This window comes from Streptomyces sp. NBC_01669 (assembly GCF_026339735.1).
GTDB lineage: Bacteria > Actinomycetota > Actinomycetes > Streptomycetales > Streptomycetaceae > Streptomyces > Streptomyces yanii.
The window spans coordinates 3,619,417-3,642,805 of record NZ_JAPEQG010000001.1 but is presented as its reverse complement, the minus strand read 5'-3'; the positions used below and the strand labels follow the sequence as shown (position 1 = coordinate 3,642,805).

Below are 23,389 nucleotides of genomic sequence, written 5' to 3'. Positions count from 1 at the left end.
GGGAGTCAACAGGAAGGGACCACCACAGTGACAGTCGCGAAAGCGGGCGCCGACAGTGGCCGACGGGCACTAGAGGTACTGTTCGCCTTCACTGAGCAGCGTCCGGTGGCCTCGGTCCGGCAGCTCGCCGAGGATCTGCAGATCCCCGTACCGACCGCGCACCGTTACGTCGCTCTGCTGCGGGACATGGGCCTCGTCGAGGAGCGCGAGCGCGGCCAGTACCACCTCACCATGCGCGTGGCAGCCCTGGGCCGGGCCGCTCGCTCGGCCACCCCCCTGGTCCACATCGCCGAGCCGTACATGCGCAAACTCTCCGAGCAGATCGACGAGACCGTCATGCTCGTCCGGATGGTCCACTCCCTGCCCGTCTGTATCCACCGGGTCGAAACGCTCAGGGCGTTCCGGCTGTCCTTCGAGCCCGGCCAGAACATGCCGGCGCTGCGCGGTGCGAGTGTCCGCCTTCTTATCGGCGGCCTCCCGGAACCCGAGCGGGAACGATACGTGGACCGGGCCATCGCCGCCGGTGCCCTGCCGCCGGTGAACGGCCGCGACGCCCTGCTCAGCGCCAGCGCACGCGCCACCGAGCAGGGATGGGACACCAGCCGGGAAGAGATCGACGAGGGCGTGTGGACGGCCTCCGCGCTCATTACGGAAGGCGGCCTCACCCGCGCCGCACTCTCGGCCCCCTGCCCCGCCTTCCGCATCGACGAAGCGAAACAGAACACGATCGTCCAGCACGTGCGCGAAGCGGCCCGACAGATCTCCCAGGCCCTCAGCGGCTGACCACCGGCCGCCCCAGGGGCGGTCACACAGGGGGCGGCGGACCCCCTGCCGACTACTGGCCGGGAACCTCGGATCTCACGCAAATCTTGCGGTTCGATTCGGGGGCAAGGCCCGCATCGTTCTACTCCTGTGTTCCGGCCTCACAAGGTGGGCTGGAGGGGGGTCGGCGTGCGACGATGCCGGTATGAATCGACTGGCCGAATCCCAGTCGCCTTATCTCCTCCAGCACGCCTCCAACCCGGTGGATTGGTGGCCATGGGGAGAGGAGGCGATGACGGAAGCAAAGCGGCGGGACGTGCCCATCCTCTTGAGTGTGGGCTATGCGTCCTGCCACTTATGCTTCCAGTTATTCATTGGTGCCATGTGATGGCGCACGAGTCGTTCGAGGACGACCGGGTCGCGGCCTATCTGAACGAACACTTCGTCCCGGTGAAGGTCGACCGCGAGGAGCGGCCCGACGTCGACGCCGTGTACATGGAGGCCGTGCAGGCGGCGACCGGCCAGGGCGGCTGGCCGATGACCGTCTTCCTGACCGCCGACGCCGAACCCTTCTACTTCGGCACGTACTTCCCGCCCGAGCCGCGCCACGGCATGCCGTCCTTCCATCAGGTGCTCGAAGGCGTCTCGACCGCCTGGACCGACCGGCGCGACGAGGTCGCCGAGGTCGCCGGACGCATCGTCCACGACCTGGCAGGCCGCTCGCTGGCGCACGGCGGGGAGGGGCTGCCCGGCGAGCAGGAGCTCTCGCAGGCGCTGCTCGGGTTGACCAGGGATTACGACGAGAAATACGCGGGCTTCGGCGGCGCCCCGAAGTTCCCGCCGTCCATGACGATCGAGTTCCTTCTGCGCCACCACGCCCGCACCGGCGCCGAGGGCGCCCTCCAGATGGCCGCCGACACCTGTGAGGCGATGGCCAGGGGCGGGATGTACGACCAGCTCGCCGGCGGCTTCGCCCGCTACTCGGTGGACCGGGAATGGGTCGTACCGCATTTCGAGAAGATGCTCTACGACAATGCGCTGCTCTGCCGGGTGTACGCGCATCTGTGGCGGGCGACGGGTTCCGGCCTGGCCCGCCGGGTCGCGCTGGGGACCGCCGACTTCATCGTGGGCGAACTGCGGACGGCTGAGGGCGGGTTCGCCTCGGCGCTCGATGCCGACAGCGAGGACGGCGGCGGCAGCCACGTCGAAGGCGCGTTCTACGTGTGGACGCCCGCGCAGCTGCGCGAGGCGCTGGGAGAGCAGGACGCCGTGTTCGCCGCGGACTACTTCGGGGTGACCGAGGCGGGCACCTTCGAGGAGGGCGCGTCCGTGCTCCAACTGCCGCGCACCGACGACGCGGTGGACCCGGACCGGGCCGCCGACGTGCGGGCCCGGCTGCTCGCGGCGCGCGAGGAGCGGGCGCGTCCCGGACGGGACGACAAGGTGGTGGCGGCCTGGAACGGTCTGGCGATCGCCGCGCTCGCCGAGACCGGGGCGTACTTCGACCGGCCCGACCTGGTCGAACGCGCCACCGAGGCGGCGGACCTGCTGGTCCGGGTCCACATGGGCGACAACGCCCGGCTGTCCCGGACGTCCAGGGACGGCCGGGCGGGTGACAACGCCGGGGTCCTGGAGGACTACGGCGATGTCGCGGAGGGCTTCCTCGCGCTGGCCGCCGTCACCGGCGAGGGTGTCTGGCTGGAGTTCGCCGGCTTCTTGCTCGACATCGTGCTGCAGCACTTCACCGGCGAGGGTGGGCAGCTGTACGACACGGCGGACGACGCCGAGCAGCTGATCCGCCGCCCGCAGGACCCCACCGACAGCGCGACTCCGGCGGGCTGGACGGCGGCGGCCGGAGCGCTGCTCTCGTACGCCGCGCACACCGGATCCGAGGCTCATCGGGCTGCCGCGGAAGGCGCGCTGGGGGTGGTGAAGGCGCTCGGGCCACGGGTTCCGCGGTTCATCGGGTGGGGTCTCGCGGTTGCCGAGGCGCTGCTCGACGGCCCGCGCGAGGTGGCGGTCGCCGGCCCGGTCGGCGGCGGGCTGCACCGCACGGCACTGCTGGGGCGGGCGCCGGGGGCGGTGGTCGCGGCGGGCGAGACCGGTGGCGCGGAGTTTCCGCTGCTGGTGGACCGGCCGATGGTCGGCGGGGCGCCGACGGCGTACGTCTGCCGGCACTTTGTGTGCGACGCGCCGACCACGGATGCGGGGGAGCTGGCGCGGAAGCTCGGGGGGTGACCCCGGGAGGAGCCCGGTGCGTGCCCGGCCGGCGCTCTGTCCGCGGTCTCCCCCACCGGGGCCGACGGTCCGGCGCACCGCTTGCGTCAGAGCGTCAGGCCGCCCTCGAGCGTGTCCATGGCCCGATTGATCATCGCGATCAGGTCGCCCTTCTGGTCGTGCTCGCCCCAGTACAACGTCACCTCGCGCAGCGCCCCCAGCACCGCGGCGATGAACACCCGGACCTCCAGGTCGTCGGCGCTGCGGCCCCTCCGGTCGGCGAGCACCTGGGCGAGGATCTTCGCCGTGTCCGACATGGTCTCCGACATCCGTGCCCGGATCGCGGGGACCTCCACCATCAGCCGGGTGCGCCGGCGCAGTTCCTCCTCCTCGGTGGCGAGGAACGCCGTCAGCGCCTCCGTCATGATGAACCGCAGCGACTCCAGCGGCGGCTCGTCCGCGGGACGGTTCCGCAGCTCCGCTTCCATGACGGGGTCGTACTCGTCGGTGAGGACGATGTCCTCCTTGGTCGCGAAGTACCGGAACACCGTGCTCGGCGACACCTCCGCCGCCTCCGCGATCTGCTCGATCGTCGTCGCGTCGTACCCCTGCTCGGCGATCAGCCGGTGCGTGGCGCTGCGTATCGCGATCCGTGTCTTGAGCTTCTTGCGCTCGCGCAGCCCCAGCTGGGGCTGCGCCTCGACGGGCGTGACGGAGGAGGGAGTGGCGGCCATGGTCGTCATTCTCATGCATCGACGGGCTCCGCGACCACGGCGGCGTCCCCGGTCGGCGACGGGCCGGCGTCCGTCGGAAGTGCCCCCACCAGCAGCGCGGTCACCAGCGACGCGGCGCCGATGACCCATCGATGCGGTGGGCGCCGGGCGGCGATGCCTCGCCATCCAAAAGGGCCGCGGCTCGGAAGCCGCGGCCCTGGAGGGCAGGGGAGGAGGTTCGCTCAGGCGTGGTTGTACGCCACCAGCGAGATGCCGACGTAATGCACGGTGAAGGCCGCCAGGGTCAGCGAGTGGAAGACCTCGTGGAAGCCGAACCACCGCGGTGACGGGTTGGGTCGCTTGATCCCGTAGATGACGCCGCCCGCGCTGTAGAGCAGGCCGCCGACGACGACCAGGACCAGGACCGCGATCCCGCCGGTGCGCATGAAATCGGGCAGGAAGAAGACCGCCGCCCAGCCCATCGCTATGTAGCAGGGGGTGTACAGCCAGCGGGGGGCGCCGACCCAGAACACCCGGAAGGCGATGCCGGCCGCGGCCGCGGCCCAGACCGCCCAGAGCAGCGGACGCCCGGTCGACTCCGGGAGCAGCAGCAGGGTCAGCGGCGTGTACGTGCCCGCGATGATCAGGAAGATGTTGGCGTGGTCCAGCCGGCGCAGCACTGCCTCGCCGCGCGGACCCCACGTGCCGCGGTGGTAGACCGCGCTCACGCCGAAGAGCAGGCACGCGGTCACGATGTAGATGCCGCAGGCGATCCGGCCGCGGGTGCTGTCCGTGAGCGCAATCAGAACAATCCCCGCGATCAGTACCGCGGGGAACATTCCGGCATGCAGCCAGCCGCGCATGCGCGGTTTCACCGGGCCCGGCGCCGACTCGGCCGGGCCCGGCTCGGATGGTTCGACCTCGGCTGGTTCGGGCGCGGCGGCGGCAGCAGTCATGACCGCATGCTACCTACGCCACCGTAGGTTGCGAATACGAGTGGCGATGCTCACGTGGGCACTCCTCTGGACATATGGGCGAATCGGTCGGATGATCAAATGAGTATGGTCGGCACCGGATGAGCGGCTACGAAGCATCCGGGTCGCAGCCCCCACGGGGCAACTGCCCAAAGACACCCTCAACAAGGAGCGATCGTGGCGCGCGACATCGCGGCTCCCCTCACTGTTCCCACCCGTCACCAGGAGCTGGCTTCCTGGGTGAACGAGATCGCAGCCATCACCGAGCCGGACCGTGTGGTCTGGTGCGACGGTTCCGAAGCCGAGTACGAGCGCCTGTGCGGGGAGCTCGTGGCCAAGGGCACGTTCACCAAGCTCGATGAGATCAAGCGCCCGAACTCGTACTACGCCGCCTCCGACCCGAGCGATGTCGCCCGCGTCGAGGACCGCACCTTCATCTGCTCCGAGAAGGAGGAGGACGCGGGCCCGACGAACCACTGGAAGGCCCCCGCCGAGATGCGGGAGATCTTCACCGGTGAGAAGGGTGTCTTCCGCGGCTCCATGCGCGGTCGCACGATGTACGTCGTGCCGTTCTGCATGGGCCCCGTCGGCTCCCCGCTGTCCGCGATCGGCGTCGAGATCACCGACTCCGCGTACGTCGCCGTCTCGATGCGCACCATGACGCGCATGGGCCAGGCCGTCCTCGACGAGCTCGGCACCGACGGCTTCTTCGTCAAGGCGGTCCACACGCTGGGCGCGCCCCTGGAGGAGGGCCAGGAGGACGTTCCGTGGCCGTGCAACTCCACCAAGTACATCTCGCACTTCCCCGAGGACCGCGAGATCTGGTCGTACGGCTCCGGCTACGGCGGCAACGCCCTGCTCGGCAAGAAGTGCTACGCGCTCCGCATCGCCTCGGTCATGGCCCGCGACGAGGGCTGGCTCGCCGAGCACATGCTGATCCTCAAGCTCACGCCGCCGCGGGGTGAGTCGAAGTACGTCGCCGCCGCGTTCCCGAGCGCCTGCGGCAAGACCAACCTCGCCATGCTGGAGCCCACGATCTCCGGCTGGACCGTCGAGACGATCGGCGACGACATCGCCTGGATGCGGTTCGGCGAGGACGGCCGTCTCTACGCGATCAACCCCGAGGCCGGATTCTTCGGTGTCGCGCCCGGCACCGGCGAGCACACCAACGCCAACGCCATGAAGACGATGTGGGGCAACTCCGTCTTCACGAACGTCGCGCTCACCGACGACGGCGACGTGTGGTGGGAGGGCATGACCGAGGAGCTTCCCGCGCACCTCACGGACTGGAAGGGCAACGACTGGACCCCCGAGTCCGACACGCCCGCCGCCCACCCCAACGCCCGCTTCACCGTCCCGGCCGGCCAGTGCCCGATCATCGCGCCCGAGTGGGAGGACCCGAAGGGTGTGCCGATCTCGGCCATCCTCTTCGGTGGCCGCCGCGCCTCGGCCGTACCGCTGGTCACCGAGTCCTTCGACTGGCAGCACGGTGTCTTCCTCGGTGCCAACGTGGCCTCCGAGAAGACCGCCGCCGCCGAGGGCAAGGTCGGCGAGCTGCGCCGCGACCCGTTCGCCATGCTGCCGTTCTGCGGCTACAACATGGGCGACTACATGAACCACTGGGTCAAGGTCGGCGCCGACAAGGACCAGGCGAAGCTCCCGAAGATCTACTACGTGAACTGGTTCCGCAAGAACGACGCGGGCAAGTTCGTGTGGCCGGGCTTCGGCGAGAACAGCCGTGTTCTGAAGTGGATCGTCGAGCGCCTGGAGGGCAAGGCCGAGGGCGTCGAGACGCCGATCGGCATCCTGCCCGCCAAGGGCTCCCTGGACACCGAGGGCCTGGACCTCTCCGAGTCCGACCTGGACTTCCTGCTCACGGTCGACAAGGAGGTCTGGCGCGAGGAGGCGGCGCTGGTCCCCGAGCACCTCAACACCTTCGGTGACCACACGCCGAAGGAACTGTGGGACGAGTACCGCGCGCTGGTCCAGCGCCTGGGCTGACGCCCCCGGGCGGCGCCTTCGAGGCGTCGCCCACCCGGGCGTACTCCTGAAGCGCGCCCCTTCGATCCCCGCGGCCGGGTCTTCCGACATCCGCCCTGACCTGTGGGGTCAACAGCCCGCCGCGGAACGGCCCCCGGAATCCCCTTACGGTTCCGGGGGCCGCCCTTTCCCGCCCCTTTTTATAGAGAACATCCGCACATCGCCGCAGAGTTGCGCACGAGACCTTCACATGGCTTTGATGTCCCTTCACATCGCCTTCGGTCGAGCCGTCCGGAGGCCGACCGAGCCTGTGGGGGACTCGGTGACGTACACGGTGAGCTACGCCGGCGACGATCTGCGCACGGACTCGACGGCGTCGGCGAAGGTGCGCTTCCGGCGGTGGTCGGGTGACGGGGCTCAGTTGGACCGGCCCCGGTCCTCCAGGTACCGCGTGTGCGTCTGCTGCCGGCGCGCCTCGGCCTCCCGCAACCCCGCGACCAGCGACTCCGCCTCCCGGTGCAGCAGCGACAGCTGCTGTTCGAGGTGGCGCTCGGGCGGCTCGGTGCCCGGTGCGATCCGCGTCCACCAGCGGGTCCGTAGATACGTGTCCACGGACTCCGGGATGTCCTGATGCACGGCGCGCGACAGGGCGTGGATGCCTTCCGGGTCGGTGGCGAGGGCCTCGGAGACCCAGCCGGGTGCGAGCAGCCCCGCCAGCAGCTCCGTCAGCTCGACGAGCCGCCCGGACGCGGCGGGCGGCAGCTCGACCTCGTCCAGATACGCCCGCAGGGTCACAAAGTCGGCCCGCAACGAATCCAGTTGGGACGACGGGTCGGGGAAGTCCGGGGCCGATGGCCGCTCGGGCGGGGCGATCAGCGCACCCGCGCCGTACAGCCCGACGATCACCACCGGCCAGTACGCCCCCGCGAGCCCGGTGAAGGTGAGGGCGAGCCCGGCGATCCCGCAGGCGCTCCCGGTGAGGTTCTTGCGCGACTCGATGTACGCCAGGAGCCGGCCCGGCGCTTTACTGGTAGCCACGGATCTCCTCGAAGGCCCCGTCCAGAGAACCCGGCCCCTGCTCCTTCGTCGCGTCGAAGAGCCGGCCGCCGGTCAGGGAGGCGATCGCGTCCAGCTCCGCACGGTCCGAGTCGCCGAAGACGACAGGGAAGACGGGGGTGACGCGTCGCGCAGCCGGGAGCGAACGGTAGAAGCCGGCGAAGTCGTCGGCCGAGTCGCCCGTCGTGTTCTCGCCGTCCGTCATCAGGACGATCGAGGTGAACGCGGACCCGGTGTCCGGACCCAGCCGGTCGTAGGCGGACTCCAGACTCGAAAAGATCGCCGTCTCGCCGCTCGCGGTCAGGGCGGCGGTGTCCGCCTTGATCGCCGCAAGCCCCGCCTGCGGATCTGCTGGATCGACCGTATGTGTGCGCGCCCGCTTCACCGACGACCCGAACGGCAGCAGCGTGACCTCCTCGCGCTCCCGGAAGTCCCCGGTCAGCCCGGTCAGCGCCGCCTTCAGCCTCCGCAGCCGCTCGCCCTTCATCGACCCGGACGTGTCCAGGACGTACACGGTGCGTGAGGGTCGCCGGAGCTTGTTCTCGTAACTGTCGACCAGTCCGTCCGCGACGGACCGCGAGCCGGGGAACGGCAGTTCACGGCGCGCCTCGGCGGCCAGCGGCGCCGCCGGCCGCACGGACGTGACGACCGGGCGGCGGAACGTCTCCCGGGTCAGCTGCCGCTGCACGGCGGGGGAGCGGAGGTACGAGGTCAGGGCGCGCACCGAGTCCTTCGCTTCCGGCGAGGCGGCGGAGAGCAGGCTCAGCGGGTAGTCCGCCGTCACCACACCGTCGCGCGGGCGGATCACCGTCAGCCCTGTACGACTGTCCCGGCCCAGGGAGAGCAGCACGGACTCGTAGTTGATCAGCGCGTCGACCGTGCCCCGCCGGGCGTACGCGGTGGCCAGCCAGCCGGACGAACCGGAGGTCAGCCGCTGCCCGCCGAAGAACTCCTCCATCTTCCCGCTCGCCTTGCGGACATCGGTGTCGGTCAGCGCGGACTGGGCGCCCGACAGCGCCGAAGCGACCGAAACAAGCGCAGCGAAACCGGAGTTGGACCGTGCCGGATCCGTCATTCCGTACGTCAGCTCCCCGTCGGCCACGGCCCGGTGCACCTGCGACCAGGTGACGCGCGACGGGTCCCAGCCCAGCCGCCTCACCACCGCCGGCTTGACGCCGAGGGCGACCGGCGACGCCATCAGCGGCGTCTCGGAAGTGACCCGTTTCGCTGCCTCCGGGTGGAGCCGCAGATAGTCGTTGGACGACAGCCATACCGCGTCGTACGCCCCGTCCGCCTTCCCGGAGCCGAGCTGCTGGACGGCGTCGAGCGTCCCGGTCCAGGTGGGCCGCACGGTGATCCCGGTGGCCTTCCGCGCCTGCTCCAACAGCGGCTTCATGTCAGCGAGTTCACTGGACGCCAGCACGCGCAGCGTGCCGGCCCGCGGAGCGCCGTCGTCCTTCTTCCCGGACGCCGCGGGATCGTCCCCCGCGGAACACGCGGCGATCGGCACGAGCACCGCGGCGGCCAGCAGCGCGGCGAGCGTGCGCGACACCCGACGGCGCAGCCTTCTGATCCGGCCCTTCATCCGAGACCACTGCCCTCAAGGGCCCCCGCCGTCCGGCTGCGCTCCAAGTGGGTGCCGGCCTGCTGGAGTTCGGCCGTCAACGACTCGACCGTCGCCGCCATGGATTCGGTCGCCTGCACCTTGTACGTGTCGATCGCGTCCAGCGTCCGGTAGATCTGCTGGAACGCCGTACGCAGCGTCTCCGCGCCCACCGCCGGGTCCGCGGCGATCCGCTGGATCTCCCCGCTCTGCGTGGCGAGCATCTCCGCATTGCCGCGGATCAGATCCTCCGTCGTGGAGCGCAGCACCTGCACCTGTTCGGTCACCTTGCGCTGGCTCTCCAGCGCCGATGCCAGCATCACGGCGATCCGCAGCGCGGAGACGGTCGTGGCCGCGGCGCGGTCGACGCCCCTGATCAGCTCCTCGTTGTTGCGGCGTACGACATCCATCGCCAGGTACCCCTGCGCGCAGACCGCGAGCTGGGTCAGCAGATCCTGGTGCTTCTGCCGTACGGGGAACAGCACATCGGCCCGCAGGGCGTCCGCCTGCACGGGGTCGGCGGCCTCCGTCGCCCGGATGCGGTCCTCGACCGCGCCGTCCAGGGCCTCGGTGAGGACCACGTACTCCTGGAGCTTGCCCATCGTCTCCCAGAGCCGGGTGCGCTCGGTGTGCAAGGCGGCGTTGTCGCGGCGCAGTTCGTCCTGGCCGCCGCGGAGCGAGCCCACGATCCTGTTGAGGGTGGACTGCGCGGAGGCGTACTTCGCGACATGATCGCGCAGCCTGTTGCCGCCGGGCAGCTTCGCCAGCAGCCGGCGGGCGCCGCGACCGGAGGTGTCGCGCGGATCGAGGTCCTCGACGGTGCGGCGCAGCTCGACGAGCGAGGCACCGACCCTCGACTGGGCGTCCCCGTCCCCCGACCCGGCCGAGAGCTCACGGACCGTACGGTCCAGCATCCGGTTGGACTGCTGGGCGGCGCTGCGGATGTCGCCCTGCCCGAGGGCGGCGATCTCCCCGATCCTGGTGGTGAACTCGGGCGAGCGGGCATCGAGCCCGGCGAGGCCGGCGACGTACTCGGTGGCGCGTCGCGTCATCTCCGTGCGTACGGAGTCGTCGACCGGGACGAGACCGGCGGCCTGCTCGGTACGGACGGGGGCGACGGGCTCGGGCGGGGTGAGGACGAGCGGCTGCGGCTCGGTTTCGGTCATGGGTGAGGTCTCCCGGAAAGCGTGTGTCATCAGCCGCGGGTCCGGCGGGCCATCGCGCGCAGCACCGTTGCGGTGGGCACGGGCGCCTGGCGGATCCCGGTCAGCTGTTGGTCGATGTAGTCGGTGTGGCCGGCGGTCGCGGCGGTGAACTCGGCCGCCGCGCCCTGGGGGCGGAAGCCGTGGCGCACGGCCAGCCTGCGCAGCCCGGGGTCGGTGGAGAGCAGCTCGCCGAGCTGCCGGCCCGATTCGGTCAGCGGTACGAGGGTGTGATCGCTGGAGACGGTGGTGTCCGGGTAGAGGACGACCAGATCCCCGAGCTCCTGCTGCTTCTGCATCAGCAGCGAGGCAACCTGCGACTCGTACACCAGGACCAGCGGATTGCCGACTCCACTGATGAAGTCCCGGAACGGCGCGTCACTGCTGGTCTGCTGCGCACCCTGCACCTGGATCAGCTTCTTGAGCAGCGGCGCGGTGCGGTCGATCGCGGCGTCGTCGGCGGCGACCCGGCCGCCGTCGGCGACGTACGAGGCGGCAGCGAGGTAGAGCGCGCCGGAGTTGGACGCGACGGGATCGGTGCTCGTGATGAACAACGTCCCGGTCAACTCGGCATGTTCGTCCGCGCCCCCCAGCTGCTGCCAGGTCCGGTCCGCCTTCGCGGCCTTCAGATACGGGGCCATGTGCAGCTTCCCGCTGGACCTGCCGCTCAGAGTCGCCAGCCCGTTGTCCGCCAGCACCTGCGCGGCGCCGCGGTGCGCGACGACGACGAGCGGCGAGTAGAAGGGCCTGAGCGGGCCGCCCTTGACGGGGGACTTGCGCTGCAGCTCATCGGCCGGGGCCTTCGAGCTGGGGAAGGCGAAGTCGTACCCCTTCAAGGGAAGTCGGTCCATGGCCCAGGACCCGGACGTCTCCGCCTTCACGGTGAATCCCTTGGCAGCAAGGGCCTTCACCACCTCGGGATCGGCGAAGAATTCCGCCTTCTCCGACCCGATCACTCCACGCACGGTCTTCGTTGCCGTGCTCGTGTCCTTGCTGTCGCGGCCTGCTACGACGGCCACTGCCACTCCGCCGATCAGCAGCACCGCCAGGACGATTCCCACGATGCGTCTCACGAAGGCAGCCTGCTCGCGGAAGCCTAAATTCCGAGCTGAGTTGAGTGGACGTCAGGTGAAGTGCGTATCCCAGTATGCAACGGGAGCGGCCCGTTCTCTCCGGCAACCCGATCACAGGAAGCCGTGGACTGCGCTGCACGGCGCACGCACGTGTGCCGTGCCCGGACGATCCCGGGCACGGCACACTTCAGAGGGATCCCAACGAGGTCAGGACCGCTTCCAGCTCATCGAGAGTCGACCGCGTCCGTGCCCGACTTCATCGCCCTGTTGGCGGCGATGCTGTTCAGCAGCTGCTCCAACGGGCTGCTCAGGTTGCTGGGCTCCTGGCTCGAGTTCGGCGGCTCCCCGGTCAGGAACGGCCCGGTGGCTTGGTCCGTGAACATAATCTTCTTCCAGAACACCTTGTTCTCGGGAGTGCCACAGTCGATGAGATTCATCGCAGTGTTGGTGCACTGGAGTTCCCACACGTCCCCGTTCGTGGTGATGACCTTGAAGTTCACGATCTTGTCCTGGGACGAGATCGTGGCGGCACAGACGGTGCCGGGGTCGGGGTAGTCGGGGTTCTGCGCCGGGTTGGTGAGGTCCTCGCGGATGTAGTTCCCCGTCGTGGGGTCGTGCCGGTGGCCCCCAAACGCCTTCCCGTCAATCAAGAAGACGCTGAACTCCTGGGTCGAGTTGGGGAGGAGGGAGTCGATGTCGGTGCCGCACCCGTTGGCTCCGGTGGCTCCCGTCGCACCGGTCGCACCGGTATGACCCGTGGCGCCGGTCGGTCCCGTGGGTCCGGTCGGTCCCGTGGCTCCGGTGGCTCCGTTCTCGCCGTTCTCGCCGTTCTCGCCGGTGGCGCCGGTCGGTCCCGTGGGTCCGGTCGGTCCTGTGGCTCCGGTGGCTCCGTTCTCGCCGTTCTCGCCGTTCTCGCCGGTGGCGCCGGTCGGTCCCGTGGGTCCGGTCGGTCCTGTGGCTCCGGTGGCTCCGTTCTCGCCGTTTTCACCCGTGGCGCCGGTCGGTCCCGTGGGTCCGGTGGCTCCGGTGGCTCCGGTGGCTCCGTTCTCGCCGTTTTCACCCGTGGCGCCGGTCGGTCCCGTCGGCCCCGTCGGCCCGGTGGGCCCGGTGGGTCCGCGCTTGCCCTTCTCCTTCTCCTTGCACTTGTCCCTGTCGTGCTTGTTCTTGTGGTGGTCGCAGCACTTGTCCCTGTCGTGCTTGTTCTTCTGCTTCTCGCACTTGTCACCGCCCATAAGCACAGGCCGGTTCATCTCGCCCGGAGAGAAGGCGTTCTGGGCGACCGCCACCGCAGGGCTGGAAAAGCCCAGCATGACGAGGCTCAGCGTTGCCATTGCACCGCCGGCCAGCCACCTGCGACCGCGGGGCACCGGGCCCAGACGTGAGGGGGTCCTGGTCTCAGGACTCATGAATTTGCTCCTTGGGAACCGAATGGAGTGGTCTCGACGAGGCATGCAACGCCTCTGACGCAACATTCAGGTGTATGTGCAAGAAAGTGGGCGAGACACACCAGACGTTCAGGCGATCGGCAGAGTGAGGAAGGGGGCCGAAAGAGGATGAGCCCCGAAGAGTTGGGCCATGCAGCCCCATAGTGGTTTCAGTTCCGAGTGTGTGTCGGTGCAGCCGACACGTAGACGGATGGATACGCTCTGCATGCTTCATCAGCCCCCACTCGCCAAATCGAGGCTCGAATGTCCGTCAGGGATTTTCAAGGAAAGATGAATTTCTTCACCAGGGCCAGGAGACGTGTGGTCAAGGTGGCGACGGTCGCGCTCGCCGTAACCACGACGTGTTCAGGACTGACATGGGCGGCGGTCTCCCTGACGGGAAACAGCGTCGATGCGAAGCCGCCGGTCGCGTGCTCATACAACCTCACCAATGGTGCCAAGACCGTGGGAATTCCCACTTTCGACGCCCGGGCCGCGGCTCGGCCATACACGGCAGAAGTCGTGACCAACCGGGGAACCATCACCTTTGAGGCCCTGACCGACAAGGCGCCCTGCACCACCAACTCCTTCTCCTTCCTGGCGCGGAAGGGGTACTACGACGGCAGCACGTGTCACCGCGTCACGACCCGAGGGATTTTCGTATTGGACTGCGGTGACCCCAAAGGGGAAGGTACGGCCGATCCGGGCTATTTCTTCCAGGACGAGAATCTGGACGGAGCCGAATATTCGGCCGGAACCGTGGCGATGTCCAAGGCGGTTCCCGGCAGGAACGGCAGTCAGTTCTTCATCAGTTATGCCGATCCTGATTTTTCCATGCCGTCCGAGTGGACTCCCTTTGGGAAAGTCCTGAGCGGATTGGACGTACTGAAGGAGATCGCCAGGAACGGGACGCAGGACGGATCCTCCGACGGAAGGCCGAAGAAGGCTGTCGTCATCAAGTCGGTAACGGTGCGACAGGCATCGGTCAATGCCCCTCGCGAGAAGCGCGGGTGACTCCACCACGTCCCAGGTGTGCCGCTGTTCGGAGTATTCTGCGCGCGCACATGGCGGCTCAGAGCCAGGCCGTGAAGGCTGCTGGCATCTTGAGGTTCTCAGGGTCGGTTTCCGGAAGGAATAAGTCATGCATGCCCCACCCACTGACAGCGCCACGCTCCCGGTGCAACAAAAATCAAGTGTGGATGAAGGGCCGGTGGTCGAGCCGTCTCGGGGGAGCCGCTCCGACATCCCGTGGTGGATCTGGGCCCTGGCGGGAGCGCTGTTCTTCACGTACGCGACATTGTCCTTGCGTATCCATCAGCGCATGCTCTCCCACAGTTTCGACCTGGGAATCTTCGAGCAGATCGTCCGCTCCTACGCGAATGGGCACCTGCCCGTCTCCGAAATCAAGGGGCCGGACTTTCCCATCCTGGGGGACCACTTCTCTCCCATTCTGGCCCTGGTGGCACCTGTCTACCGGCTGTGGCCTTCGCCGATGGCCCTGCTCGTGGTGCAGGCGGCGCTGATCGCCGCGAGCGTTCTGCCCCTGACTCTCTGGGCGCGCCGAGCGTTGGGCTCCCCCGCCGCCGCGGTCATCGGGGTCTGCTACGGCCTCTCCTGGGGTCTCGCGAGCGGGGTCGGTTCCGACTTCCATGAATGGGCCTTCGCCGTTCCCCTTCTCGCGTGCTCACTCACCGCTCTCGCGACGGGCCGGATGCGTGCCGCGGTCTGGTGGGCTCTGCCCCTGCTGCTGGTGAAGGAGGACCTCGGGCTCACCGTGGTCGTGATCGGCCTCGTCATCGCCCGGCGTGGCGACCGCAAGCTCGGGATCACAACCGCCGCAGTCGGTCTGGCCGGGGCGCTGCTGGCGACGATGGTCATTCTGCCGGCCTTCAGTCCGAGCGGGTCCTACGACTACTGGCACTGGCTGAATGGTTCGGAAGGCAGTGAGGGTGGGCTGACGGATCTGCTGTACAAGAGCACGATCGGTCTCATCACCCCCGAGGTCAAGATCTCGACGCTCCTGCTCGTGCTGGCCCCGACCCTGTTCCTGGCCCTGCGGTCCCCGTTGATGTGGATCGCAGTGCCGACCCTGTTGTGGCGGGCTGCCTCAGAGCTCAGCACCCACTGGGGCACTGCCTACCACTATTCGCTCGTGCTGATGCCGATCGTCTTCGCGGCCTTCATCGACGCCTTGATCCGACGGAACCCGAGCAAAAGCAGCCTGCGCCGATACCTCGCCGGCTCCGCTGCGATCACACTCCTGGTCCTTCCGCAGTATCCGTTCTGGCAGTTGGTCCAGCCGGCCACCTGGCGGGACGATCCCCGCATCGCTGTCGCCCACCGTCTGATGGACCGGATCCCTGACGGCGCCACGGTGCAGGCATCCAATCTGCTCGTGCCCCAGCTCACGAACCGTACGAGTGCCAGCCTCTACGGCTGGCCCGACAGCCGCCCAGATCCTCAGTGGATCATGGTGGACACCAGGGTGCCGTTCAATCAGCGGTGGCCGCTGAACGTCCTTCAGGAACAGCAGGCCCTGGGCATTGCGCGGGCACAGGGGTATCTCACCGTGAGTAGTGAACAGGGCTTCGTGCTGCTCAAGCGTCCGAGCTGACGTCGTGTCGTCGGCCTTCTACCTCACCGAGTTGGAGGTGACTCGTGAAATCAACGGTCTGCCTGAACATGATCGTCAAGAACGAGGCCCCGGTCATCAGACGCTGCCTCGAGTCCGTGCGCCCTTTGATCGACACGTGGGTCATCCTGGACACGGGCTCGACCGACGGCACCCAGGACGTCATCCGTGACGTCTTCAGTGACCTGCCCGGCGCCCTGCACGAAAGTCCCTGGAAAGGATACGACGGGAGCCGCAGCGAGGCGATCGACCTGGCGCGCGCCGAAGCGGACTATCTGCTGTTCATCGACGCCGACGACGAGATGGAGGTGGAGCCCGGCTTTCGCATGCCGGAGCTGACCCACGACGCCTACCGAGTCGCACTGCACGACGGACCCCTCACCCACTGGCGCCCCGCTCTGGTCTCAACCCGGTTGCCCTGGCGCTACGTCGGCGTCCTGCACGAGTACATCGACTGCGGAACGCCGTACACCCTCGGGACTTTCGAAGGCGCCAACATCCTCTCGGTGGGAGGCGGCGCACGCCTGAGGGGAGAAGGGCAGCGGAAGAAGTACCTGCGCGACGCCAAGGTCCTTCAGCAAGGCCTGATCAAGGAACCCGACAACTCCCGCTATGTCTTCTACCTCGCCCAGAGCTGGCGCGATGCCGGAGAGCCGAAGAAGTCACTCGCCGTCTACGACCGCCGGGCAGGCATGGGCGGCTTCGCGGAGGAAGTCTTCTGTTCCCACCTCTACGCCGCACGGCTTGCGGTAGAGCTCGGCAGGCGGCCGGCCGAGGTGATCGACCGCTACCTCCGCGCGCACGAAAGCCGTCCCACGCGCGCCGAAGCACTCGGTGAACTCGCGCGCTACTGCCGCATGAACGGCCGGCGTTGGCCACTTGCGTACACGTTCGCGCAGCAAGCAGCGCAGATCCCGTACCCGAAAGACATTCTGTTCGTCGAGTTCGAGTGGTACGACTGGTGCTCGCTCGACGAACTCGCCGTAGCCGCCTACTGGACCGGAAACTATGAGGAGTCGGAGCGCTGCAGTCAACGCCTCCTCGAGAGCGGCAAGTTGCCTCCCGAGCACCACGACCGCGTGATCGGCAACCTCGAATTCGCCCGGCAGAAGCTGGGTTCGAGGGAGCTCGTGAACGCCTGACCGGGGGTCGGCGCAACCGCGGTGGCCCCGCCGTGGAAGTGTCTTCGCGTCGCAGGCCGGTGCCCGCGGACGAGCCGGCGGCCGCTCGGGACGGCCTGGTGCGGCACACGAATGGCACCCGGTCCGCGCGCCTCCCCGGCCCGCGGACCGGGGCCGTCAGGGGGTGCCGACCAACTCGGCGTCACGCAGGGCGGCGGTGTGTGCGTCCATGCGCTCGGCGGCGAGAATCGCGGCGGCGGTGTCCGCGCGGGACGCGGCGACGACGAGCCCGCGGCTGAGCCAGGGCGAGCGCCCGGCGGTGCAATGCGGCGGGGTCGGCCCGGGTCAGCGCGGCATGCCGCGCCGGCGGCGCCCCGCGCAGCCTGGCCACCTGCTCGGCAATGCGATCGCCCTGCCGGCCGAGCCCCAGCTCGTCGGTGACGGCGAGCAGGGCGGCCAGATGCCCGGCGAGCTGGATGTCCAGCTCCTCCTCGCGGGTGCGGTGGGGGTACTGCGCCGCGTCGGCCATCGAGTGGACCGACTTGGTGCGGATCGGTTCGTACATGGGGACGGCCTCCTGCTCACGGTCAGGAGACCATCCTACATTGGATTGAGTCTAAAGTTGAGTGGTGTCGGGATCCGGCTGCCTCAGGGCTGTCCGTACCCGTCCAGGAACGCGCCGATCCTGGTCACCGCGTCCGTCAGATCCTTGGCCGACGGCAGCGTCACGATCCGGAAGTGATCGGGCTCCGGCCAGTTGAAGCCCGTACCCTGCACGACCATGATCTTCTCGGCCCGCAGCAGGTCGAGGACCATCTGCCGGTCGTCCTTGATCTTGTAGACCGCGGGGTCGAGCCGCGGGAAGAGATACAGCGCCCCCTTCGGCTTCACGCAGGTGACTCCCGGGATCTGCGTCAGCAGGTCGTACGCGACATCCCGCTGCTCCAGGATCCGCCCGCCCGGCAGCACCAGGTCGTCGATCGACTGCCGCCCGCCGAGCGCCGCGGCCACCGCGTGCTGCGACGGCATATTGGCGCAGAGCCGCATATTGGCGAGGATCGTCAGCCCTTCGATGTACGAGGCGGCGTGCCCCTTCGGGCCGCAGACCGCCAGCCACCCGGACCGGTAACCCGCCACCCGGTAGTTCTTGGAGAGCCCGTTGAACGTGAGCACCAGCAGATCGGGCGCGATGGCCGCCGTCGGGGTGTGTGTCGCTCCGTCGTACAGGATCCGGTCGTAGATCTCGTCGGAGCAGACCACCAGGTTGTGGCGGCGGGCGATCTCCGTCAGCCCGCGCAGCATCTCGTCGTCGTAGACCGCACCCGTCGGATTGTTCGGGTTGATGATCACGATCGCCTTGGTGCGGTCCGTGATCTTCCGCTCGATGTCGGCGAGGTCCGGCATCCAGTCGGCCTGCTCGTCGCACCGGTAGTGCACGGCCGTGCCGCCGGCCAGCGAGACGGAGGCGGTCCACAGCGGATAGTCCGGTGCGGGTACGAGCACCTCGTCGCCGTCGTCGAGCAGCGCCTGCATCGACATCTGGATCAGCTCGGAGACGCCGTTGCCCAGGTAGATGTCCTCGACGTCGAGCGGGATCCCCTTGGTCTGGTAGTGCTGCATCACCCCGCGGCGCGCGGACAGCAGCCCCTTCGCATCGCCGTAACCGTGCGCCCCGGAGAGGTTGCGCAGTATGTCTTCGAGGATCTCGGGCGGGCACTCGAACCCGAACGCGGCGGGGTTGCCGGTGTTCAGCTTGAGGATGCGGTGACCGGCTGCTTCCAGCCGCATCGCCTCCTCGAGCACGGGGCCGCGGATCTCGTAACAGACATTGGCGAGCTTCGTGGACTGGATGACCTGCATGTCAGCGAGGATACGGTGGTGTTTCACAGGGTGCGCGAGGTTTGCCCGCGGGTTGACCCGCCCGGGGAACCCGGTCCGCCCACCCGGTCTTCCATCGCCATGCACCCGCCGCCCCCGACCGTGGGAACCCTGGCCGGAGGCGGCGGAGCGGCTTGGAATGGATGTGTGACGGGCCTGGACGGGTGAGATGCGCCACGCGAATGGGGCGTCGCCGTCACTCGGGCAGACGCGTGCCGTCCGGGAGCCGGATGCCGAAGTCGTCCGCCAGGACCCGCAGCACCTCGTCGCCGTCCGTCAGCTCCCGCTCCTTCCGCGTGCCGTCGGGCGTCGTCTCCGTGAGCGTCCGGCCGGACAGGGCCACGTGGCCGTCCCCAGTGGTGCGCTGGACGTACACCAGGTGCTGGAACGGGGAGCGCGGATTGGTCGCGATGTGCCAGTTGATGACCTCGTAGTCCGGCGCCTCGAACGGCTCCAGCGTGAACGTGTACTGGTCCTCCCACTCCCCGCCCGCGGACCGCGTCTGCAGCTTCCACAGCGGCAGCGGGCCGCCGTGCGGTGCGTGGACGAGCCGGTGACGGCGGGGTGCGTCGTGCAGTTCGGCGCCCGCCACCAGCGCGATCGGCTCCAGCAGCGAGCTGCTCGCGCCGAAGCCGACATCGGCGAGATACGGGGTCGGCTCGCCCGGCACCTCGGCCAGCATCAGCATGTGGGTGCGCGGCCGTACGTCCCCGGGCGCGGCCCCCAGCACCACGCGCCCGCAGAGCAGCGTCACCGTGAATCCGAGCTCGGCCAGCACGGCGGCGAAGAGAGTGTTGTGCTCGTAGCAGTATCCGCCGCGCTCACTGCGTACGAGCTTCGCCTGCAGATCCGCGAGCGCGAGCGAGGGCGCACTGCCGAGCACGGGGTCCAGATTCTCGAACGGGATGCCCAGAGCATGGGCGCGATGGACGGAACGCAGTACCTCCACGGTGGGGAGGCGCTCCCCGGTCCAGCCGATACGGGCGAAGTACGCGTCGAGGTCGAGAGTGCGGTCGCGGTCGGTCGTCATGGTCCGACCGTACGCAACGGGGGCGGCGGGAGCCTCCGGCCAGGGGCTGATCCCCCCGGTACGCGGGTCCTGGTACATGGGTCCTGGTTCCGGGCCCGACGCGTCTCCCCGCCTCGGATGTACCTCAACTCCGGCGAGGCGAGCGGTGATACGGGGCGGCGCCACGCGCCACCCCGTCAGCAGACCGTGCCCGGCCGGGCGGCGGTGGCCCTCAACAGGTCGCGCACCAGGTCGAAGTCGATGTTCTCCGGCTTGCGGAAGCGCAGGCAGCCCTTGCCCATGTCCTGTGCGGCCAACCGCTCCTCGAATGCCGCACGGACATCGGTGCGCAGCAGGTAGAAGGAGACGTAGTTCTTCTGGCTCGCGAAGGCGATCTCGGTGACCCCGTCCCGTTCGTAGGCGGGCATTCCGTAGGCCATGATCTCGCCGAAGCCCTTGAGTTCCTGGCGGCACATCAACCGCAGTCTGCGCAGGGCGTCCCGGCGCTCCTCCGGCACCTCGGCCAGGTATCCGTCCACGTCCTCCGCCTTGCTCTGCACCATGCGCACAGCCTAAGGGCTGTCCCGAGGCCGGAAAGGGGGTCTTGCCCCGGACCCGCGCACCCCTAACAATGCGCATGACAAAACCGAAGGAACTTCGGTCACAGAGGTCATAGAGGGGACCCCCACATGAAAAAGCCTCTCCTCGGCGCGCTTTTCGCTGTTCTGCTCCTCGGAGCGGGAACGGCACCCGCTGTCGCGGCCACAAGCCACGACGCGGTCGCGCCGCAGAAGACGACACGGGCCGAGCGGATCACGGCCAAGGCGGTCGACTTCACCGGTACGGTCGCGCTCAGCAACTGCTCCGGCTCCGTGGTCCGCACGGCCGGCTCGCTCCCGAGCGACCCGGCGCTCGTGCTCTCCAACGGGCACTGCATGGAGACCGGTTTCCCCGGTCCGGGGGAGGTCGTCCTCGGCCGGAGGTCCACCCGCAGCTTCACCCTGCTGAACTCGGCGGGCAGTGGAGTCGGCACCCTGCGCGCCAGCAAGATCGCGTACGGGACGATGACCGACACCGACATATCGCTGTACCAACTCACCCGTAGCTACGCCCAGATCGAGAGCACCTACGGCATCAAGGCGCTGGAGCTCAACGCCGCGCACCCTGTCCAGGGCACCGCGATCACGGTCGTCTCCGGCTACTGGAAGCGCACGTACAGCTGCAACGTCGACGGCTTCGTCTATCGCCTCAAGGAGGGCGAGTGGACATGGAAGGACTCGGTCCGCTACACCTCGGCCTGCCAGACCATCGGCGGTACGTCCGGCTCCCCGGTGATCGACAACGCGACCGGCAAGGTCGTCGCCGTCAACAACACCGGTAACGAGGACGGACAGCAGTGCACGGTCAACAATCCGTGCGAGGTCGACGAGAGCGGCACTGTGACGGTCCGCCAGGGCATCAACTACGCCCAGGAGACGTACGGCATCGTGCCGTGCATCGGCGCCGGCAGCCAGATCGACCTGAACCGGACCGGGTGCACCCTGCCCAAGCCGTAGACGGAAAGCGTCCGCGCGCGTCGCCCGGCCCGTCCCGGGCGACGCGCGCGGAGCGTGGTCCCACGCGGTGCGAGCGGCAGGGCGTCAGGGCGTCAGGTCCTGTGCCACCGGCCGCAGGCGCAGGAGAACAGGCCGAACGCGGCGAGACCGGCCGCGATCACGGCCAGCAGCCATGGGCCGACGGGGGTCTCGGCCAAGGACCTCAGGGTGTCGTCCATCCCTTTGGCCTTTCCGGGTTCGTGGCTCACCGCGGCGGCCACCAGGAAGCCGCCCGCCGTCGCGAAGACGATGCCGCGGGCCGTGCCGCCGAACACCCCGGTGACATCGACCGCCCGGCGCATCCGCTCGGACATCTCGGACATCCGCAGATCCTGGTGGTACTTCCTCAGGGCGGCCTGCCCGGCCGTCCAGAGCCCCGCGCCGACGACGACCGCACCGGCAACGCCGGTGATCCACCGGCCCATAGGCAGGTCGAGAACGCTGGCCGTGATGTCCTGCGACTGCCGGTCGCCGGCCCCGCTGCCGCTGCCTCCGATGCCCGCGGCGAACGAGAGGACGGAGAGGGAGACGAAGCCGTAGAAGACCGCGCGCGCCCCCGAGGCCGCACGCGTGGTCACCTTCCGCCCGTCAGGACCCGCCGCGCCGAGAGCTGCCTCGGAAAGCCGCCATACGGCCATCCCCACGAGTGCGACGCCGGTGGCCCAGAGCAGCACGCTCCCGAAGGGTTTCTGCGCCATCTCGGACAGGGCTCCGCCCCGGTCGGCCTGCCCCGCGCCACCGGTCCCGTCGCCACTGCCGCCTCCGTCGTGGAAGGCGATGCGCAGGGCGAGCATTCCGACCAGGAAATAGATCACCCCGCGGGCCACGAAACCGGCCCGGGCGCCGGCCTCGATCGCCGAACCATGGGCCGCTCTGCGGGCCTTTCCCCGGCCCCGGCGCAGAATTGCGGAAGTCTTCATGTCGCCCGGTTTCCCCGGGGCGGGAAGCAGAAACAACGGGTCCCGAAGGGCGCGGCCGGCGCGCCCGTACGGCACCCACGTGTGTGGACGACGAAATGTGGGGCACTCGATGGGCTGGAGGTTGATATCCCATGGTTCCTCTTCTTCTCGTTCTCCTGCTCGCCCTGCTTCTTTTCGGTGCCGGATTCGCGCTGAAGGTGTTGTGGTGGGTCGCCATCATTGTGCTGGCCGTGTGGCTGCTCGGGTTCATCGTCCGGCCCGGGAGCGGTGCGGGCCGAGGCCGCTGGTACCGCTGGTAGCCGGGCTGCCCGACCGCTCGACCGTCGCGCACCCGTCCCCGCGCGCCGTGAGACCCCACAGGTCTCACGGCGCGCCCGCGCGTCGCACCGCCGCCTCGATCCCGTCCAGCAGCACGCCGAGCCCGGTGGTGAACGTCTCGCGCGCCTGACGCTCCAGGTAGGACACCGTGTCGTCGGCCGGTGGCGGCTCGGGTGCGCTCTCGCTCTCCAGACGGCCGACGTCCGGGAAGCGGTCCGCGAAGTCCGGGGCCACCTCGCCGAGCAGCGCCGAGCGGGCGAACCACCACTCCTCGTCGGACTGGCCGGTCACCGCCGCGGCCTGCCGGGACTCGGCGACCGTCTGCGCCGAGCCGCGGACGAAGTGGAACAGCGTGCCGATCAGCCGCCGCAGGAGATGCGCGTCGAGCCCGGTCCCGTACAGGAGGCGTACGAGGGTGTTGAGAGCGGTGTACTCGTGCGGGCCCAGCACCGGCCGGGCCTGGGAGACCTGGAGCACCCACGGGTGGCGGAGGTGGAAGGCGAGGGTGTCCTCCGCCCAGCGCGTGAGGGAAGCGCGCCAGTTCTCCGTGTCCGGGTAGTCGGACGGGAGTTCGGCGTGCACCGCGTCGTACATCAGGTCCAGGAGCTCGCTCCTGCCGGGAACGTACGTGTAGAGGGCCATGGCCGTCCGGCCCAGCCGCTCGCCCACCGCGCGCATCGAGAGTGCCGCCATGCCGTCCGCGTCGGCGACGGCGACGGCGGCGCTCACGATCGCGTCCACGGTCAGTCCGGGCTTGGGCCCCGACCGGGCCGGTCCCGTTTTGCCCGGCCCTGTTCCGCCCGGTGCCGGAGCGCTCTCCGTGCGCCACAGCAGGGCGATCGAACGGCGGGCGTCGCCCTGTCCCGCATAGACCACCACTTGCGACTCCTTACGTCATAAAGTAACTTCGCC

At 69.1% G+C, this 23,389-nt stretch carries 19 protein-coding genes and 2 pseudogenes; 8 read left to right on the top strand and 13 right to left on the bottom strand.

Features of this window, described 5'->3' with window-relative positions; translation table 11 throughout:
- The first annotated feature begins 27 nt into the window (after positions 1–27).
- Both OG972_RS15975 and OG972_RS15970 read left to right on the top strand, forming a co-directional pair.
- On the top strand, positions 28–783 hold the full coding sequence (locus OG972_RS15975; protein ID WP_266982143.1) for an IclR family transcriptional regulator: 756 nt from the start codon (positions 28–30) through the stop codon (positions 781–783).
- 184 nt (positions 784–967) lie between these two features.
- Positions 968–3,000 (top strand): annotated as a pseudogene (locus tag OG972_RS15970) (thioredoxin domain-containing protein).
- Between the two features lie 86 nt (positions 3,001–3,086).
- On the opposite strand, the gene OG972_RS15965 reads toward OG972_RS15970, so the two are convergent.
- Positions 3,087–3,713 (bottom strand): TetR/AcrR family transcriptional regulator, encoded by a 627-nt coding sequence (locus OG972_RS15965; protein WP_266982141.1) that lies wholly within the window; start codon positions 3,711–3,713, stop codon positions 3,087–3,089.
- Positions 3,714–3,934: 221 nt separating this feature from the next.
- A complete protein-coding gene (locus OG972_RS15960; RefSeq protein WP_266982139.1) occupies positions 3,935–4,648 on the bottom strand; it encodes a hemolysin III family protein in 714 nt (237 codons plus the stop codon).
- 195 nt (positions 4,649–4,843) lie between these two features.
- On the opposite strand from OG972_RS15960, the gene OG972_RS15955 reads away from it, so the two are divergent.
- The gene (locus tag OG972_RS15955) at positions 4,844–6,667 is read left to right on the top strand and encodes a phosphoenolpyruvate carboxykinase (GTP) (RefSeq protein ID WP_266982137.1); all 1,824 of its coding nucleotides are present in this window, start codon (positions 4,844–4,846) and stop codon (positions 6,665–6,667) included.
- A 396-nt stretch (positions 6,668–7,063) separates the two neighbouring features.
- Here the strand turns inward: OG972_RS15955 and OG972_RS15950 are convergent, their stop codons facing one another.
- The 5 genes from OG972_RS15950 to OG972_RS49255 form a co-directional block, all read right to left on the bottom strand.
- On the bottom strand, positions 7,064–7,684 hold the full coding sequence (locus OG972_RS15950) for a hypothetical protein (protein ID WP_266982136.1): 621 nt from the start codon (positions 7,682–7,684) through the stop codon (positions 7,064–7,066).
- Positions 7,671–9,287, bottom strand: a complete 1,617-nt coding sequence (locus tag OG972_RS15945) for a substrate-binding and VWA domain-containing protein (RefSeq protein WP_266982134.1) — start codon at positions 9,285–9,287, stop codon at positions 7,671–7,673. The genes OG972_RS15950 and OG972_RS15945 overlap by 14 nt, the downstream gene beginning before the upstream one ends.
- The gene (locus tag OG972_RS15940; RefSeq protein WP_266982133.1) at positions 9,284–10,471 is read right to left on the bottom strand and encodes a toxic anion resistance protein; all 1,188 of its coding nucleotides are present in this window, start codon (positions 10,469–10,471) and stop codon (positions 9,284–9,286) included. Before OG972_RS15940 ends, OG972_RS15945 begins: the two co-directional genes overlap by 4 nt.
- A gap of 29 nt (positions 10,472–10,500) precedes the next feature.
- A complete protein-coding gene (locus OG972_RS15935) occupies positions 10,501–11,580 on the bottom strand; it encodes a substrate-binding domain-containing protein (RefSeq protein ID WP_266982132.1) in 1,080 nt (359 codons plus the stop codon).
- A 224-nt stretch (positions 11,581–11,804) separates the two neighbouring features.
- The gene (locus OG972_RS49255) at positions 11,805–12,986 is read right to left on the bottom strand and encodes a hypothetical protein (RefSeq protein ID WP_353961644.1); all 1,182 of its coding nucleotides are present in this window, start codon (positions 12,984–12,986) and stop codon (positions 11,805–11,807) included.
- A gap of 309 nt (positions 12,987–13,295) precedes the next feature.
- Between OG972_RS49255 and OG972_RS15920 the strand changes: the two genes are divergently transcribed.
- The 3 genes from OG972_RS15920 (at position 13,296) to OG972_RS15910 (ending at position 16,778) form a co-directional block, all read left to right on the top strand.
- The gene (locus tag OG972_RS15920; protein ID WP_266982128.1) at positions 13,296–14,018 is read left to right on the top strand and encodes a peptidylprolyl isomerase; all 723 of its coding nucleotides are present in this window, start codon (positions 13,296–13,298) and stop codon (positions 14,016–14,018) included.
- 196 nt (positions 14,019–14,214) lie between these two features.
- A complete protein-coding gene (locus tag OG972_RS15915; RefSeq protein ID WP_266982126.1) occupies positions 14,215–15,618 on the top strand; it encodes a DUF2079 domain-containing protein in 1,404 nt (467 codons plus the stop codon).
- Between the two features lie 44 nt (positions 15,619–15,662).
- Positions 15,663–16,778, top strand: coding sequence for a glycosyltransferase (locus OG972_RS15910; protein WP_266982124.1), 1,116 nt, complete (start codon positions 15,663–15,665; stop codon positions 16,776–16,778).
- Positions 16,779–16,934: 156 nt separating this feature from the next.
- Here the strand turns inward: OG972_RS15910 and OG972_RS15905 are convergent.
- The 4 genes and pseudogenes from OG972_RS15905 to OG972_RS15890 form a co-directional block, all read right to left on the bottom strand.
- Positions 16,935–17,322: pseudogene (locus OG972_RS15905) on the bottom strand (hypothetical protein).
- An 83-nt stretch (positions 17,323–17,405) separates the two neighbouring features.
- On the bottom strand, positions 17,406–18,617 hold the full coding sequence (locus tag OG972_RS15900; protein ID WP_266982122.1) for a pyridoxal phosphate-dependent aminotransferase: 1,212 nt from the start codon (positions 18,615–18,617) through the stop codon (positions 17,406–17,408).
- Between the two features lie 214 nt (positions 18,618–18,831).
- The gene (locus tag OG972_RS15895) at positions 18,832–19,665 is read right to left on the bottom strand and encodes an arylamine N-acetyltransferase (protein WP_266982120.1); all 834 of its coding nucleotides are present in this window, start codon (positions 19,663–19,665) and stop codon (positions 18,832–18,834) included.
- Positions 19,666–19,841: 176 nt separating this feature from the next.
- The gene (locus OG972_RS15890) at positions 19,842–20,207 is read right to left on the bottom strand and encodes an iron chaperone (RefSeq protein ID WP_266982118.1); all 366 of its coding nucleotides are present in this window, start codon (positions 20,205–20,207) and stop codon (positions 19,842–19,844) included.
- 126 nt (positions 20,208–20,333) lie between these two features.
- Between OG972_RS15890 and OG972_RS15885 the strand changes: the two genes are divergently transcribed.
- Positions 20,334–21,200, top strand: a complete 867-nt coding sequence (locus tag OG972_RS15885) for a serine protease (RefSeq protein ID WP_266982116.1) — start codon at positions 20,334–20,336, stop codon at positions 21,198–21,200.
- Between the two features lie 92 nt (positions 21,201–21,292).
- Here the strand turns inward: OG972_RS15885 and OG972_RS15880 are convergent, their stop codons facing one another.
- Complete coding sequence (locus OG972_RS15880) at positions 21,293–22,159, bottom strand: DUF1206 domain-containing protein (protein ID WP_266982114.1); 867 nt, start codon at positions 22,157–22,159, stop codon at positions 21,293–21,295.
- A gap of 131 nt (positions 22,160–22,290) precedes the next feature.
- Here OG972_RS15880 and OG972_RS15875 point away from each other — a divergent pair, with 131 nt between their 5' ends.
- The gene (locus OG972_RS15875) at positions 22,291–22,458 is read left to right on the top strand and encodes a hydrophobic protein (protein WP_266982112.1); all 168 of its coding nucleotides are present in this window, start codon (positions 22,291–22,293) and stop codon (positions 22,456–22,458) included.
- Positions 22,459–22,522: 64 nt separating this feature from the next.
- On the opposite strand, the gene OG972_RS15870 is transcribed toward OG972_RS15875, so the two are convergent.
- Complete coding sequence (locus OG972_RS15870) at positions 22,523–23,356, bottom strand: TetR/AcrR family transcriptional regulator (RefSeq protein WP_266982110.1); 834 nt, start codon at positions 23,354–23,356, stop codon at positions 22,523–22,525.
- Positions 23,357–23,389: the final 33 nt, after the last annotated feature.